Source organism: Myxococcota bacterium (assembly GCA_039030075.1).
GTDB lineage: Bacteria > Myxococcota_A > UBA9160 > UBA9160 > SMWR01 > JAHEJV01.
In genome coordinates this window covers 112674-127298 of sequence record JBCCEW010000015.1, presented here as the reverse complement: position 1 = coordinate 127298, position 14625 = coordinate 112674, and the positions used below count along the sequence as shown (strand labels likewise).

14 protein-coding genes are annotated in these 14625 nt (G+C 69.1%); 10 read left to right on the top strand and 4 right to left on the bottom strand.

Translation table 11 applies throughout. The annotated features are described in order from the left end of the window. The first annotated feature begins 22 nt into the window (after positions 1 to 22). The 3 genes from AAF430_16565 to AAF430_16555 all read left to right on the top strand — a co-directional run bounded on the left by AAF430_16565 (position 23) and on the right by AAF430_16555 (position 2877). Entirely contained in the window at positions 23 to 517 is a 495-nt protein-coding gene (locus tag AAF430_16565) for a MarR family transcriptional regulator (protein ID MEM7411846.1), read from the top strand. After that, entirely contained in the window at positions 514 to 1743 is a 1230-nt protein-coding gene (locus AAF430_16560; GenBank protein ID MEM7411845.1) for an acyl-CoA dehydrogenase family protein, read from the top strand. Before AAF430_16565 ends, AAF430_16560 begins: the two co-directional genes overlap by 4 nt. 204 nt (positions 1744 to 1947) lie before the next feature. Continuing rightward, positions 1948 to 2877, top strand: coding sequence for a diguanylate cyclase (locus AAF430_16555; GenBank protein ID MEM7411844.1), 930 nt, complete (start codon positions 1948 to 1950; stop codon positions 2875 to 2877). On the opposite strand, the gene AAF430_16550 is transcribed toward AAF430_16555, so the two are convergent. Continuing rightward, positions 2874 to 3707, bottom strand: a complete 834-nt coding sequence (locus AAF430_16550) for a hypothetical protein (GenBank protein MEM7411843.1) — start codon at positions 3705 to 3707, stop codon at positions 2874 to 2876. The genes AAF430_16555 and AAF430_16550 overlap by 4 nt on opposite strands. A 227-nt stretch (positions 3708 to 3934) precedes the next feature. Here AAF430_16550 and AAF430_16545 point away from each other — a divergent pair, with 227 nt between their 5' ends. Then, a complete protein-coding gene (locus AAF430_16545) occupies positions 3935 to 5734 on the top strand; it encodes a DUF1800 domain-containing protein (protein ID MEM7411842.1) in 1800 nt (599 codons plus the stop codon). A gap of 11 nt (positions 5735 to 5745) precedes the next feature. After that, positions 5746 to 6990, top strand: a complete 1245-nt coding sequence (locus AAF430_16540) for a DUF1501 domain-containing protein (protein ID MEM7411841.1) — start codon at positions 5746 to 5748, stop codon at positions 6988 to 6990. A gap of 43 nt (positions 6991 to 7033) precedes the next feature. Here AAF430_16540 and AAF430_16535 read toward each other — a convergent pair whose 3' ends face one another. Both AAF430_16535 and AAF430_16530 read right to left on the bottom strand, forming a co-directional pair. Next, the gene (locus tag AAF430_16535) at positions 7034 to 8098 is read right to left on the bottom strand and encodes a dihydrodipicolinate reductase (GenBank protein MEM7411840.1); all 1065 of its coding nucleotides are present in this window, start codon (positions 8096 to 8098) and stop codon (positions 7034 to 7036) included. Between the two features lie 55 nt (positions 8099 to 8153). After that, positions 8154 to 9059: a 3-keto-5-aminohexanoate cleavage protein gene (locus tag AAF430_16530; protein ID MEM7411839.1), complete on the bottom strand. Its 906-nt coding sequence runs from the start codon at positions 9057 to 9059 to the stop codon at positions 8154 to 8156. Between the two features lie 92 nt (positions 9060 to 9151). On the opposite strand from AAF430_16530, the gene AAF430_16525 reads away from it, so the two are divergent. The 5 genes from AAF430_16525 to AAF430_16505 all read left to right on the top strand — a co-directional run bounded on the left by AAF430_16525 (position 9152) and on the right by AAF430_16505 (position 13793). Beyond that, complete coding sequence (locus AAF430_16525) at positions 9152 to 10330, top strand: amidohydrolase family protein (GenBank protein MEM7411838.1); 1179 nt, start codon at positions 9152 to 9154, stop codon at positions 10328 to 10330. A gap of 120 nt (positions 10331 to 10450) precedes the next feature. Further along, positions 10451 to 11116 carry a PEP-CTERM sorting domain-containing protein gene (locus AAF430_16520; GenBank protein MEM7411837.1) on the top strand — a complete coding sequence of 222 codons (666 nt, stop codon included), beginning with the start codon at positions 10451 to 10453 and terminating at the stop codon, positions 11114 to 11116. A 138-nt stretch (positions 11117 to 11254) separates the two neighbouring features. Continuing rightward, a complete protein-coding gene (locus AAF430_16515; protein MEM7411836.1) occupies positions 11255 to 11866 on the top strand; it encodes a PadR family transcriptional regulator in 612 nt (203 codons plus the stop codon). Continuing rightward, on the top strand, positions 11863 to 12279 hold the full coding sequence (locus tag AAF430_16510) for a DUF2141 domain-containing protein (GenBank protein ID MEM7411835.1): 417 nt from the start codon (positions 11863 to 11865) through the stop codon (positions 12277 to 12279). The genes AAF430_16515 and AAF430_16510 overlap by 4 nt, the downstream gene beginning before the upstream one ends. Then, positions 12279 to 13793: a carotenoid oxygenase family protein gene (locus AAF430_16505; GenBank protein MEM7411834.1), complete on the top strand. Its 1515-nt coding sequence runs from the start codon at positions 12279 to 12281 to the stop codon at positions 13791 to 13793. Before AAF430_16510 ends, AAF430_16505 begins: the two co-directional genes overlap by 1 nt. A 4-nt stretch (positions 13794 to 13797) precedes the next feature. On the opposite strand, the gene AAF430_16500 is transcribed toward AAF430_16505, so the two are convergent. Further along, positions 13798 to 14559 (bottom strand): hypothetical protein, encoded by a 762-nt coding sequence (locus AAF430_16500; protein MEM7411833.1) that lies wholly within the window; start codon positions 14557 to 14559, stop codon positions 13798 to 13800. Positions 14560 to 14625 lie beyond the last annotated feature (66 nt).

Sequence of the window (14625 nt, the reverse complement as noted above, 5' to 3'; positions counted from 1 at the left end):
AACCGGCGAGACGCCCCCACCCATGTCGAGTTCGAAGCACGAGTTGGACGCGCCGCCCTGGCAGCGCGTCGAAGGCACGCTGATGGCCACCGCCCGGGCGATCCGCCAGGCGTACGACCGTCGCTTTGCGTGCCTCGGGTTGAACCTCTCGAAGGCCAGCCTGCTCTCCTACCTCAACGAGTCCGGCCCGTTGACCCAGACCCAACTCGCCGAGGGTCTGGGTCTGGGCCGGGCCGCGACGGGCTCGGTGGTGGACGACCTGGAGAAACGCGGCTGCGTCGAGCGCCAGCCCGACGCCGAAGACCGACGCGTGTGGCGAGTCGCGATCCAACCCGCCGGCAAGGACCTCGTACACCAGATCCACGAGATCGATCGCGTGCTGCGCAAGCAGCTGCGATCGGGTGTGCCCCGCAGCGAGCGCCAGCGCCTCGCGCGCCTGCTGCTGCATCTGCAATCGAATCTCTCCGACATCCTGTCGGAGGTGCCCGAGTCTCGGGCGGAATGGGAGTCGTCATGATCGAGTGGAGCGAATCGCAGCTGATGATCCGGGACGCGGTGCGGCGTTTCGTCGAGGACGAGATCGCGCCGAACGTCGAGGCCCTCGAGCACGGCGACCTCCCGCCCTATGACATCCTGCGCAAGATGTACGGCGCGTTCGGCATGGACGAGATGGCACGCAGCCGCTTCGAGAAGCAACTGGGCGGCGGAGGCAGCTCCGACAAGAAGAAGGCCCCGGTCGACGTCGCGGCGAAGGCCGACCAGGCGGCCGCCACGCTGATCCCGATCATCGAACTCTGTCGCTACTGCCCGGGCATGGTCACCGCCATGGGTGTGAGCGTCGGTCTGACCGCCAGCGCGATCCTCTCGAAGGGCAACGTCGAGCAGAAGAAGCGCTGGGCCCTCGACCTGCTGACCCTCGACAAAATCGGAGCCTGGGCGATCACCGAGCCCGGCTCGGGCTCCGACGCCTTCGGCGGCATGCGCTCGTCGGCCCGGCGCGAAGGCGACGAGTTCGTCCTGAACGGATCGAAGACCTTCATCACGAACGGGCCCCACGCCGACACGACGGTGTTCATCTGCAAGCTCGACGAGCCCGACGTGGACCCGCGAGACCGCAAGATCCTGAACTTCGTGCTCGACCGCGGCATGCCCGGCTTCGAGCAGACCCCGCCCCTGAAGAAGATGGGCATGCACTCCTCCCCCACCGGCGAACTCTTCCTCCAGGACGTTCGCGTCGGCATGGACCGGCTGCTCGGGGGCGAGGCCGCGCTCTCGAAGAAGGGCGGCGGACGCGAGGGCGCAAAGGACACCTTCCAGACCGAGCGCTCGGGGGTCGCCGCCATGGCCCTGGGCATGGTCGACCGCTGCCTCGAGCTCTCGCTCAAGTACGCGCGCGAGCGGGTGCAGTTCGAACGGCCGATCGGCGAGTACCAGCTCATCCAGGACAAGCTCGCGCGGATGGAAGTCGCGCGGATGAACCTCCAGAACCTGGTGTTCCGCACCATCGAGCTCAATGCCCATGGCAAGTCGATGACCTTCGCCGAGGCGTCGGCCATGAAGCTCTACGCCGCGCGGGCGGCGGTCGAGGTGGCGATGGAGGCGGTGCAGGTGCACGGCGGCAACGGCTACATGGCCGAGTACGTCGTGGAGCAGCTCGCCCGGGACGCGAAGGTCCTGCAGATCTACGCGGGCACGGACGAGATCCAGATCCGCGCGATCGCGAAGGACCTGCTGGCCCACTGATCCCCGACCGCACTCGGAAAGAGCTCCCAGCCTGGGCGCTTCGGCGCCCGGTTGCGCACGGCCGAGCGTTGCCCACACCAGATTGTGGCGCGGACGCCCAAGCCGCTTCGGTCCGGAACGCATCCTGCCGATGCAGGACTGTCGTACCCCCATTTCCGAAGCCCCTTGCACCGGTACCGGAGCTCCCTTGGGTTGGAAGCCGTCATGTCCACGATTCTGCTGATCGAGGACTCGGATCGTCAGCGCACCGAGATCCGCAAGGCGCTGGAGGAGTCCGAGCTCTTCGACCGCATCCTCGAGGCCGACAACGGCGTGACCGGGCTCCAACGCCTGCTCTCCGAGCCCGTCGATCTCGTGCTCTGCGATCTCGTGATGCCGCTCCTCGACGGCGAGAAGCTCGTGCGCGCCAACGCCGAGCGAGACGACGGCGCGCTGGTGCCCGTGATCGTCTTGACCAGCGTGACCGACGCCGCCCGGCGCGCACGCTTGCTGCGCCGCGGTGCCGCCGACGTGATCGGCAAGCCCTTTCAGCCCGAGGATCTGATCGCGCGGATCGCCCTGAACCTCAAGCTCGTGACGGCCCAGAAGGAGTTGATCGAGAAGAACCGGGAGCTCGAGCGCCTCTCGTCGACCGACCCGTTGACCGGCCTGCCGAACCGCCGATTCCTCGACCAGACGCTCGCTGCCGAGTTCAATCGCTCGCGGCGCCACCAGCTCTCGTTCGCGGTCGTGATGATCGACATCGACCACTTCAAGCGCGTGAACGATCAGTTCGGACACCTGGTCGGGGACGAGGTCCTGCGTCGGGTCGCGGGCGTGATCGGCGAGCGCGTCCGCGCCACGGACTGCGGCGGACGCTACGGCGGCGAGGAGTTCCTGGCCGTCCTCACGAACAACGACGCGCCGGGTGCGCTCATCTTCGCCGAACGGCTGCGCGCCGCGGTCGAGGAGCTGCAGATCGATTCGGGACAGGGGCAATCCGTCTCGGTCACGCTCAGCATCGGGGTCGCCGCCTGGAACCCCCACATCCCCGACTTCGAGACCGTGATCGCCGCCGCGGACCGCGCGCTCTACGAGGCGAAGGCGCGCGGACGCAATCAGGTAGTCGTCGCGAGCGAGCTCGAGTCGCTCTAGCGCCTACCGCGAAGGCTGCGACGCCGCTGGGCTGCGACGCCGGCGACCCCCAGGACCGCGGTGAGCCAGGCCGGATGGACGCTCGGCACCGCCAGCAGCGGCGTGGCCTCGAGCACGATCTGATCGAAATCGACCTCCACGCCGTCCTGCCCCGGGGCCGCGGTCGCCTGGTTGAGACTGATCAGCCGGATCTCGAGCGCCTGCCCGGGCGTCACCGTGTCACCGCTCTCGTAGACGATCTGGCTGGTCCGGAACTCGCCCTCGGCGGGCAGCAGCTCGGCGAAGAGCGTGTTGTCGTCCTCCTCGAGCAGACTGCCACCGGCGAGCAGTTGCACCTGGTAGCCCGGGAACCCTTCGAGGTCGAAGAACCCGGTGTACGGGCTGACCAGTCCGGCGCAGGACGCGATGTTGCCGACCTCGACGGTCAGCGTGTAGCGCGTGTTGGGCTGGAGTTCGTCCACGAGGATCTGGCGCACCCCGTACGGGTTCCCGCCGGCACCGCCGCTCTGGTAGAGCAGGAGCACGTTGTCGCCCTCGGGTGCGCCGGCCGGAAAGCAGGTCGCCACGGGCGGCTGCGCAGGATTCAGGACCCCGACGAGGCCAGGCGCTCCCGCCGGCGTGAAGGCGTCCCAACCCGTCGGAGGACCACCCGTCGGGAACGCGCCTCCCGGCACGTCGCCCATGTACTGGGCGGGCAGATTGCCCGCGAGATACAGATCCTCGAAGCCAGGGTTCGTCACCGCGAGCGGAACCGCCCACGCGGAGGATCCCGCCCCCAGCATCATCAGAACGGCGCAGAGGTGGGCAAGGCCTGGGCGACGAATCGGCACGGAACTCCTCCCGGCTGCAACGGGGCCAGTCTACCGCGACGCACCTGCAGGCAGACATCGCTCTCCCGAAGAGTCGGTCGCTCGGACGACTTCGTTACATCTCCGTTCGGCGTGCCTTCGCGGATCGAGATTTTTCGCGACCGGCGGGGTTCGGTGACCGGCGTCACCGCTCGACGACGGGTCCGAACCCGAGAGTGCCAGCGCGGACCTTGGGGGAGAGGTCCGCGATGCTCCGATTTCCCTCCTTCGATCTTCGCAGCGCGACGCTCGGGTACTCTGCGCTGGTCCTCGTCTGCATGTTCGCGGCACCGCCGGCGCTGGCGTGTCCGAGCGGGCCCGATGTCGACCAAGACGGGGTCTGCGACCCGGACGACAATTGCCTGGACACCCCGAACCCCTCCCAGCTCGACACCGACCTGGACGGCTTCGGGAACCGCTGCGACGCCGACCTGGACGCGAACGGCCGCGTCGACGGGCGCGACTTCCTTCGCTTCCTCGAGAGCTTCGGGATGAGCGAACGCGACGCCGCGTATGCGCTCGATGCCGATGCCGACGGCTCGGCCACAGTCGACGGCGTCGATTTCGGCCATTTCATCGAGCAGTACTCGAGCACCGGGCGCCCGGGCCCCTCGGGCCTCGCCTGTGCGGGACGCCCTCCCTGCGCAGCGCCTCCGCCCGCCCCTTCCCAGGCGGAACACGTGCTCGCGCGGCTGACCTACGGAGCGAATGCCGCGACGCGCCAGGAGATCGAAGCCCTGGGAGTCACCGCGTTCATCGAGGCCCAACTGGCACCGGGGAGCCTCGCCGACCCTGCGCTCGGCGCCCGTCTCGCGCGGCTCGCCAGCCTGACGATGGACGTCCCCACCCTGCGGGCGCGCTTCGACGACGCCACCCCACGCGAGGAGCTCACCGAAGCCCGTATCCTTCGCATGCTCTCGTCGCGACGACAGCTCGAGGAGCAGCTCGTCGACTTCTGGTTCAACCATTTCAGCGTCTTCGCGGGCGGCGGAAACCTGCGGCGCACCGTCGTTCCCTTCGAACGCGATGCGATCCGCCCCCACGTGCTCGGTCGCTTCTCGGACATGTTGATCGCCACGGCGCGCTCGGCAGCCATGCTCGAGTACCTCGACAACCGCTTCAATCGCGACGGCGGATTGAACGAGAACTACTCCCGAGAGCTGCTCGAACTCCACACCATGGGTGTCGACTCGGGCTACACCCAGGCTGACATCGAGGAGGTGGCGCGCACGCTCACCGGCTGGACCCTCGATCAGAGCCAACCGGATGGCTTCCGCTTCCGGAGCGACCGTCACGACGACGCCTCCAAAGCACCGCTCGGCTTCCCGATCGACGCGGGCGAAGGGCTCTCCGGGGGGGAACGCCTGCTCGAGCACCTCGCTCGGCGTCCCGAGACGGCGCGCTTTCTGGCACGCAAGCTCGTGGTGCGCTTCGTCGACGAATCGGCCCCCGAGCGTCTGGTGGGCGAGCTGGCGAACCGCTACCTGGCCACCGAAGGCGATCTCCGTGCTGTGATGCGCGTACTGCTCGGCTCTCCCGAGTTCCTCGACACCCCCAGGTTTCGCGGTTCGAAGGTCAAGCGACCTGCCGTGCTCGTAGCGAGCCTCGCCCGACGCCTCGATGCGCCGGTCGACGCCATCGCCGACACCGTGGAAGACCAGATCGCCGAGCTCGGCGAGAGCCCCTTCCGTGCGCGCCCCCCGACCGGCTACCCCGACACTTCGGGAGCCTGGGCGAGCCCCGGTGGTCTCGTCACCACCCTCAACCAGATCGAGCGCGCCGCCCGCGGGCGCGACGGCTACGCACCAGCCTTTGGCATCGACGACGGAGCGAACGGCTTCGAGATCGTGGACGCGCTCATCGCGCGCTGGTTCCCCGAAGGCGTCTCCGCCGCCACGCGGAGCGGCGCGATCGGGGTGACGCACGCGCTCCGCACGCGCCCCGTCGACCAGCGGGTCGAACAAGCCGCCGCCTTTCTGCTCTCGAGCCCCGAATTCCTGCTTCATTGAAGGAGATGATCATGCCTGGAACACGAGAGACCCATCGCAAAGACCGTCGCATGAGCCGTCGCGGCTGGAGCCGTCGTGCGTTCCTACAGGGAGCCGTGGCCACGGGGGGCGCCCTGCTGCTCCCCCGCCTCGGGCGCGCGGCCGGGACCGACCGCGTCCTCGTGACCCTCTTCCTACGCGGTGCAGCGGACGGCTTGAATCTGTGTGTCCCGGCCGGTGACGCCGACTATTACGCGCGGCGACCGACCCTCGCGATCCCGGAGGGCCAGCTCATCGACCTCGACGGCTTCTTCGGCCTCCACCCGGGGCTCGCTGCGCTTACGCCGCTCTACACCGGCGGACGCCTGGCCCTCCTGCATGCCAGTGGGAGTCCATCCCCCACCCGCTCCCACTTCGACGCTCAGGACTTCATGGAGCGCGGGGTCCCCGGCGACAAGACGGTCTCCACCGGCTGGCTGAACCGCTACCTCGCCGCCGAAGCCGGCGGGCAGGCCCTCGCCGGTATCACGCTGGGGAACGCCAAGGACGTGTCGATCGTGGGACCGGCTCCCGCCCTGGCCTTCCCTTCCATCGATCGGTTCCGGATCCGGGGCCAGTACCCCGAAGTGGTCAGTGCCGCCCTCGAGCAGCGCTACGCCGCCCTGCCCGAGCAAGCGGTGAAGCGGGGCTTCGCCGAGGCGCTGTCTGCCATCGACACGGTGGCCTCTGTCGAAGCGAGCACCACGGCGCCCTACCCCAACTCGAGCCTCGGCCGCGCCCTGCGCGACGCGGCCGCCCTCGTGAAGGCGGACATCGGCGTGCGCATCGTCACTGTCAACACCGGCGGTTGGGACACCCACTCGAATGAAACCCCGAGGCTCAGCGGCCTCACCGCGGACCTGGCGGCCGCGCTGGCGGCCTTCGACGCCGACCTCGGCAGCGATCGAGACCGCACGGCCCTCCTCGCGATGACCGAGTTCGGCCGCACTGCGGACGAGAACGATGGCGGCGGAACGGAGCACGGTCACGGCGGTCTGATGCTGGCGCTCGGAGGTGGCGTCGCTGGTGGGCGGGTGCACCTGCGCGACGACTCCTGGCCGGGACTGTCCGACGATGATCTCTACGACGGGCGCGACCTGCAGATCACCACCGACTACCGCGACGTCTTCGCCGAGGCCCTCGACGTCCATCTGGGAAGTCGAGACGCGGATCGGCTGTTTCCCGACTACACGATCCGCCCTGACCGCACGCCGGGGCTCTTCGCGACGAGCGTCTGAAGTCGACCTGGTGACCCGATGCTGGTGCAGGACGGCCGGCGGGCTACCAGCGCACCGCTGCGCGCGGTGTCGGCAGGTCGAGCACGCCGAGCGGTCCGGGCGGCGCCGCGCACACGTCGGGGATCGCGAGCACCACGCGGTTCGCGGCGGTCGCATTGCCCCCGGCTCCCGCGCCCGGCTCACTCGGGTCCTCGGAGTGCAGATCGACGGTCAACGAGGGACGACCGCGCAGCAGCACCCGGTGCATGCTCTGGCCGCCGGGCGACTGGGTCCACTCGGGGGCGCAGGCATCGTCGATCCGCGTCACGTGTTCGACGACGATCCTCGGGGCCTCCCCGACGATGCCGCGCACCTCGAAGCGGAATGCGCCCTGGGTGCCGGCCTCGAAGCGACCCATGCCCGACACCTCGATCGAGCGTTCCAGGGGGCGTCGCTCCACTTCGGTCTCGACCCGGTCGAGGGACACGCCGAGCCCGTCCGCGACCGTTCGCACCATCGGCTCCCAGACCGAGCGCAACGCGAACTCGTTGAGCATCGCGGGCAGCTCGTCCATCGACCCACCGAAACCGATCACGTTGCGCACCACGTCGGGCTGGTCGTAGAGGGCGTAGTTGAAGACCTCTTGGGACCGCACCTCTTGCAGGTCGGCCACCACCCCGCTCAAGAGCAGCGGGAGCACGTCCAGAGCCCAGCCCGGGTCGATCCCCGAGACGAAGATCGAGCTGCTGCCTTCCTTGCACGCCTCCGCGAACTGGTCGGCGATCGGTCCCGCGAGCGCCGGCGGATACAGCAGGCCGTAGAGCGATGTCGATACCACGTTCGCTCCCGCCCGCAGGCAGCCGGTCACGTCCTCGAGGGCTTCGAGCGGACGGGTGTCTCCGGTCGCGGCATAGACCACGCAATCGACGTCGGCCGCCCGCGCAACCGCTGTGTCCCGCGTCGCCGCCACGCCGACCGGCGGCAGACCGCAGAGTTCTCCGGCGTCGCGGCCCTCCTTCGCGGGATCGCTGACGACACACCCCACCAGCTGCAGACGCGGGTCGGAGAGCACCGCGCGCAATGCGGGTCGCCCGACGTTTCCCGTGCCCCAGACGACCACGTTTCGCATGCGCGCTTCCTCCTGGTTCGAGCGCGACTCTAGCGACGATCCCAGGCGTCGTCGGTCAGGCGCGGACGACCGGTTTGCGCGGCAGGCCCATGATCTCGGCCGCTTCTGCACAGGTCGCGAGGGGCCGCCCGACCTCGGCGCATAGCGCTGCGGCCTCCTCGACGAGCTCGACATTCGTCGGTTTGCGATCCGGGTCGAAGTGCTCCTCGAGGCCGACGTGCAGATGCCCGCCCCGCTCGAGCGCGAGGCGCGCCACCGGTGTCTGGAGGAGATCGCCGCCCCACACCGACACCGACCATGGCAGGGAGCAGCCCTCGAGCATGTCGAGATAGGCCAGGAGCGCCGACTCCTTCGGTGGAAGCCCGAACGTGACACCGGGCTCGGACGCGAACAGTCCGTAGTCGCCCCCGAAGTAGAGCTTCACCATCGCACCGGGGGGCATCGCGCCGCGCCGCACGTAGGCGAGCACCGTCTGCAGCCAGCCGGGCTCGTAGATCGCCAGGCTGGGTCCCATCTCGAGGGAGCGACACAGGTTGAAGGCGTCGCGGATACGCTCGAAGTCATTGGCGTAGACGACGCCGGCCGGCAATCCATCAGGGCCCGGGAACCCGATGTTCGTGGACCCCGGATCGACGAAGCAGATCGGCAGCGAGACCTCTTCATCGATCAGGCGCACGTGCTCGTAGAGCGACGCGGTGTCGGACCCCGAGGACCCCGTCGGGTACCAGAGTACGTCCGGGCGCTCGGCCAGAATGCGGCGCCACGCCAGGAGGTAGTCGTCGGCGGCTTCCCGCCCAACCCACATGATGTTGCGGTTGTGGGCGTGGACGACGGATGCGCCCGCGTCGAAGCACGCGAGGGCGTCGCGAACGACGTCGTCGGGCAGGATCGGGACGTGAGGATTCTTCTCTTCGGTGGTGACGCCGTTGATCGCCGCCTCGAGAATCACCGGTTGGGACATGGATACTCCAGGACGTTCCCATCGATCGTCTCGCAGCATACGATTGCCCTCGGAACAGCTCAACCAATAGAATGGCAGCCCAAGGAGCTGCCATGAAGTACGACGATTGGTTCATCGACGCGGATACCCACATCACCGAGCCCGGTGACGTCTGGACCTCGCGTCTCCCGGCGAAGTACCGGGACCAAGCCCCCCACATGGTCCGCACCGAGGAAGGCGTCGACGTGTGGCGCTTCGGAACGGCGGAGCGTGCGATCCCCGTCGGAGCGACCGCCATCGGCGGCTGGGACGAACCCTTCCCCTCGATGCCGAAGAATCTCGACGAGTGCCCGCCGGCCGCCTACGACGCGAAGGCACGACTCGCGTACATGGACGAAGTCGGGATCTGGGCAATGGGCCTCTACCCGAACGTCGGCGGCTTCGGCAGCGAGAGCTTCCTGGGCCTCCAGGATCCGGACCTGATGATCGCGTGCGTCCAGGCCTACAACGACTGGCTGATCGAGTGGATCGAGCCCGACCCGCGCCGCTTCATCCCGGTGATGGCCCTGCCCTTCTGGGACGTGCCCGCGGCGGTGCGCGAGATCCACCGCGCCCACGCACTCGGCCACCGCGCCATCTTGTTCACGGGGGCGCCCCAGGACTTCGGCATGCCCCTGCTGGGCGACGCGCACTGGGAGCCGCTGTGGAAGGCCGCCCAGGACGTCGACCTGCCGATCAGTCTCCACATCGGCAGCGGCGACATCGCCGACGACCTGAACAACCCGGCCCGGTTCGCGACCCACGGGATTCGCGCCACGACGGTCACCCAATCGATGGCGCTGCTGTTGCACAACGCGATTCAGATGATGGACATCGCGATGTCGGGAATCCTGCCGCGCAACCCGCAGCTGCGGGTCGTCTCGGTCGAGAGCGGCATCGGTTGGATCCCGTTCGTGAAGGAAGCCCTCGACCACGGCTTCGGCTACACCGACGTGCCCTCCGAGAAGCCCGAGTTCACGCGCAAGCCGAGCGAGTACCTCCGCGACCAGGTCTGGGCGTGCTCCTTCTTCGAGGAGTTCGCCGCGCGCCACCTGATCGAGGAGATCGGCGTGGATCGGGTGCTCTTCGAGACCGACTACCCACATCCGATCTGCCTCTACGGCAACGTCCGCGAGAAGATCGACGCGGCCTGGGGGGACCACCCCGACGAGATCCGTCGCAAGGTGCTCTTCGAGAATGCGGCCGCGCTCTACCAGGTGCCTGCGCCCGACCGGTCCTGGCAGCCCACCTAGCCCCACAGCCACCGGCAACCGGCGCGACAACGGCGGGCCCCACTGCGGGAAAGCCGGTCGGATACGCCGAAAGAGGGCTTTTCCCCTCAAGCAAAGGACGTACCGCCCGATACGTCCTTCATGGGGCGAAATACACCCGCGAAGTCCTGGCGCGCTGCGCTCGCGCTCGGCGTGGCCCTGGCGCTCCCCGGCACCGCGGCCGGCCTGTCGGTGACGGGTGACATCGTCGAACTGATCAACGCGCCGCCCTCGGTCATCGAGGAAGGCCTCGAGAGCGACAGCCAGATCTTCCTGTTCCTCGAACGCTCGGCGACGACGCTGGGCTCCCCCCTCGCGGTCAACGTGACCACACCGGGCACCTACACCACCACGCCCGGCGTCTCGTTCCTGTCGGCGGGTAGCGTGGTCGACTCCTACTTCCTCCACATGGACATCGTCGACAGTGGAGACGGCGGCTCGACCAACCGCGCCGAGCTGTCGGGCTCGATCATCTTCGATCGCCCGATCCTGGGGATCATCGGCTCCGACCCGGAACTGAACTCCTCGGACGCCGGCCTGGGCGCGCCCGGCACCGCCTACCCCACCGGCGTGTCGGGGCGCGACACCTGGGAAGCCGCCGATTCGATCACGCTGAGCGCCGACCGGCTCACGCTGACGATCGACAACTTCCGCGTCTTCGACGGCTTCACCGACCAGCTCCGCGTCATCGTGGTGCCCGAAGCCTCGACCGGCTCCCTGCTGGCGCTCGGCTTCGTCGGCCTGGCCTGGCACGGCCGGCGCGCCTAGCTCCGCGCCCCGCCCCACGGTCCTCGCGCCCTACCCCCGAGCTCTGGCCCGGGCGGAACCGCCGCGTCGTGCGCTCGGGATCCCCGGCGAACCGATATATCCTTGTTATATATCCGTTGGATGTATTAGGCTTCGGCCATGGCGTCCCAACCCAACCGGACCCAGGTCGCGCTCCTGGGCTTCCTCTCGTGGGGACCCATGAGCGGCTACGACCTGCGCGGGGTCATCGAAGGGTCGATCTCGAACTTCTGGAGCGAGGGCTTCGGCCGGATCTACCCGATGCTCGCCGAGCTCGCCGCCGCCGGACTCGCCACGCGCGCCGAGTCCGAGAGCGCGGGCGGTCGCCCGCGCCATGTCTACACGATCACCGCCGCCGGACGCGCAGCGCTGGAGCGCTGGCTCCACGAGCCGCCCGTCGACCGCCCCCCGCGCGACGAACGCCTGCTCAAGCTCTTCTTCGGCGCCCGGACGGACCTCGAGGCTTCGCGACGGCTGGTCCGCGACTTCCGCGCCGAGCTCGAAGGCACCCTCGAACATTATGCCGAGACGCGCGCGCGTCTCGAAGCGGTCGCCGCCAGCGCGCCCGCCGACCAGCGGTTCTGGCTGATGACCCTGCGCAGCGGCGAGCTTCGGGCCGAGGCCCAGCTCACCTGGTGCGCGGAAGTCCTGGCCGAGCTCGAAGGCATGGTCGAACCCGTGCCGCCGAAGAAACCCGCCGCGCCCGCATCTCGTAAAGGAAAACGCTCATGACGCGTCTCGGATTCGCTTCGACTCTGATCGCTGCCTTGCTTCCCCTTGGCGCCTCCGCCGGTGACCTCCGGGTCACGATCACCGGCGCCGAGGCGAACGCGGGCTCCGTCCGCGCGGCCCTCTTCGCCTCGGTGGAGGCCTTCGATGGCGATGCTCCCCTGGCCGGCAGCTTCCGCGTTGCCGGCGAGCGGGTCGAGTTCGTGTTCCCGAACATCGCACCCGGGCGCTACGGGGTCTCGAGTTTCCACGATGCCAACGCCAACGAGGAACTCGATCGGAACCTGGTCGGCGTGCCGACCGAACGCTTCGGCTTCAGCCGCAACGCGCGTGGCAGCTTCGGCCCGCCCGCCTTCGACGACATGGCCATCGAAGTGGGGGCCGAGGGCGCTTCCATCACGATCGAGCTGCGCTGATGCGGCGCCGAGACTTTCTGCGCGGTGCGCTGGCCGGTGCGGTCGGCGCCGCGAGCTGGCCCTGGTCGTCCCGCGCCGACGCCGTGGATCCGGTCCACGCCGCGTTCGCGAAGGCCCGGAAGCAGCGGCCCTGGTTGCTCGGCTACGCCAGCGCAGAGCAGGAAGCCTTCGCCGGAACGGCCGAGCGCGTCTCCGGAGCCCTGCCCGAGGGCCTCCGGGGCGTCTTTTACCGCAACGGCCCGGCCGCCCACGAGGTCGCCGGGCGCCGCTACCAGCACTGGTTCGATGGCGACGGACTCATGCAGGCCTTCGCTCTCGAGGACGGTGGCGTGCGGCACCGTGCGCGCTTCATCGAAACGTCGAAGCGGCGCCGCGAGCGCGAGGCCGGCCGGCCCCTGCAAGCCGGCTTCGGGACCCATTGGCCGGATCTGCCGGACTCGGGAACTCCCGACGATGGCAACGTCGCGAACATCAGCGTGCTCCCGCTCGACGACGCGCTGCTCGCGCTCTGGGAAGGGGGCTCGGCATACCGGTTGGATCCGGAGGCGCTGACGACGGCGGGTCCCTGGGCCCCCGATCCTGCGATGCAGGGACTCCCCTTCTCGGCCCATCCGCGCATCGAGCCCGACGGCACGATCTGGAACTTCGGGAGCGCGCCGTGGGTCGACCGGCTGCTCGTCTATCACCTGTCGGCCGGCGGGGACCTGCGATCGGTTACGCCGATCCCGATCGAGGAACCGGTGATGATCCACGATTTCACCGTCACCGAGCGCTACCTCGTGTTCGTGCTGCCTCCGCTCTTCTACCGCGCGTCGGCCGATGCCCACACCTTCCTCGGGCGACATCGATGGGACGGCTCTCGATCCACGCGCATCCTCCTGGTCGAGAAGGCCGACCCCACGCGACAGCGTTGGCTCGAAGCGCCCGCGGCCTTCGTCTTCCACTTCGCCAACGCCTTCGAGAGCGGGGACGAGATCTGGCTCGATGGCTGCTTCTACCCCAACGCAGATCTCGTCTTCGAGGAACAGCGCAAGATCATGTGGGGCGAGTGGTCGTCGCGCTCTCCGCTGGCGGAGCTGCAGCGCTGGCGTCTGCCGACCGACGGCGGAGCCGTCCAGATCGAGACGCTCGGCGGGAACGCCGAGTTCCCGAGCATCGACCCACGCCAGGTCGGGCGACGCTACGGATCGGTGTCGCATCTCGCGCGGATCCGCCCCGCCAACGCTGGAGCCCACCCGCTGCTGGATGGCCTGGTGCGAATCGACGCCGAGAGCGGCAAGCGCCAGGAGTTTCCGTTCCCCGAACAGTGGCTCCCCGAAGAGCACGTCTTCGTACCGGCGAGCGACGCTTCCGCCGGCGCGGGCTGGCTCGTCGGAACCTCCCTCGACTTCGGTTCCGGGCGGACCCAGTTCCAGGTCTTCGATGCCCAGCGGGTCGCGGACGGACCGGTCGGCGTATGGCGACTGCCCTACGCGCTGCCGCTCGGGCTCCACGGGCGCTTCCGCGCCGCCTGAGCGCTCAGCTCCGGGGCGCTGCCGTACCGAGGGCCAGATCGCCCGAAACCGCCGTGCGACGGACCCAGCCGAGATAGCGCTCGGGCGGGAAGAAGCTGAGCCACAGGGCGACGAGGGCCACCAGCAACCAGCCGAAGATCCACGCCGCGAACAAGAGCACCCCGCCTTCCGGCTGGGTCGTCACCGTGACGTCGGTCGCCTGCCCCTGCAGCGCAAGTAGGCGGATGACCACGCCGGACAAGGGCAGCATGGCGGCCGCTCCGATCCACAGCGACCAGAGCAGGAAGCGGTTCGCGGTCACCGGATCGGCCAACCCGAGTTGGAGACGACGTCGCATCTGGAGGTAGTAGCGGGCGCACTCGAACGTGGCCCAAACGAGCGCCACGCTGCGGGCCAAGGCCCACGCCAAGCGCAGAGTCAACGACTGCCAGCCCACGAGGTGCGGAACGATGAAGAGACTCGCCACGACCAGTCCGCAGCCCCAGGCGAACGCGAGCGCAAGGATCTGCCCCGGTCGGAACACGCGATAGGTGAACATCAACAGGGCGGCACACGACGTACTCACCGCCAGCCCGTTGAAGAGCCCGCGCTGCCCGAGGGAGAGCGGGTACGACGCGATCTCGGCACCCAGCGCGATGAAGAAGACCCCGATGCCGACCTCCGGCGCGCGTTCGCGCGCCCAGGCCGCGGCGAGCACTCGCACGCCCATCGCGGCGAGCCCCCCAGCGATCGCCAGGGTCAGCAGGGACCCGGTCGGTGAATCCATCGAGGGACCCATCGAGCGAACGGCGCCTCTTCTTGAGGCTGCAGCCCGGGCCGAAAGGGCCCCGGC

What these genes read in the sequence shown, in the direction of transcription:
- AAF430_16565 (MEM7411846.1), top strand. Translation starts at nt 23, where the DNA reads ATGTCGAGTTCGAAGCACGAGTTGGACGCGCCGCCCTGGCAGCGCGTC.
- AAF430_16560 (MEM7411845.1), top strand. Translation starts at nt 514, where the DNA reads ATGATCGAGTGGAGCGAATCGCAGCTGATGATCCGGGACGCGGTGCGG.
- AAF430_16555 (MEM7411844.1), top strand. Translation starts at nt 1,948, where the DNA reads ATGTCCACGATTCTGCTGATCGAGGACTCGGATCGTCAGCGCACCGAG.
- AAF430_16545 (MEM7411842.1), top strand. Translation starts at nt 3,935, where the DNA reads ATGCTCCGATTTCCCTCCTTCGATCTTCGCAGCGCGACGCTCGGGTAC.
- AAF430_16540 (MEM7411841.1), top strand. Translation starts at nt 5,746, where the DNA reads ATGCCTGGAACACGAGAGACCCATCGCAAAGACCGTCGCATGAGCCGT.
- AAF430_16535 (MEM7411840.1), bottom strand. Translation starts at nt 8,098, where the DNA reads ATGCGAAACGTGGTCGTCTGGGGCACGGGAAACGTCGGGCGACCCGCA.
- AAF430_16530 (MEM7411839.1), bottom strand. Translation starts at nt 9,059, where the DNA reads ATGTCCCAACCGGTGATTCTCGAGGCGGCGATCAACGGCGTCACCACC.
- AAF430_16525 (MEM7411838.1), top strand. Translation starts at nt 9,152, where the DNA reads ATGAAGTACGACGATTGGTTCATCGACGCGGATACCCACATCACCGAG.
- AAF430_16520 (MEM7411837.1), top strand. Translation starts at nt 10,451, where the DNA reads ATGGGGCGAAATACACCCGCGAAGTCCTGGCGCGCTGCGCTCGCGCTC.
- AAF430_16515 (MEM7411836.1), top strand. Translation starts at nt 11,255, where the DNA reads ATGGCGTCCCAACCCAACCGGACCCAGGTCGCGCTCCTGGGCTTCCTC.
- AAF430_16510 (MEM7411835.1), top strand. Translation starts at nt 11,863, where the DNA reads ATGACGCGTCTCGGATTCGCTTCGACTCTGATCGCTGCCTTGCTTCCC.
- AAF430_16505 (MEM7411834.1), top strand. Translation starts at nt 12,279, where the DNA reads ATGCGGCGCCGAGACTTTCTGCGCGGTGCGCTGGCCGGTGCGGTCGGC.
- AAF430_16500 (MEM7411833.1), bottom strand. Translation starts at nt 14,559, where the DNA reads ATGGATTCACCGACCGGGTCCCTGCTGACCCTGGCGATCGCTGGGGGG.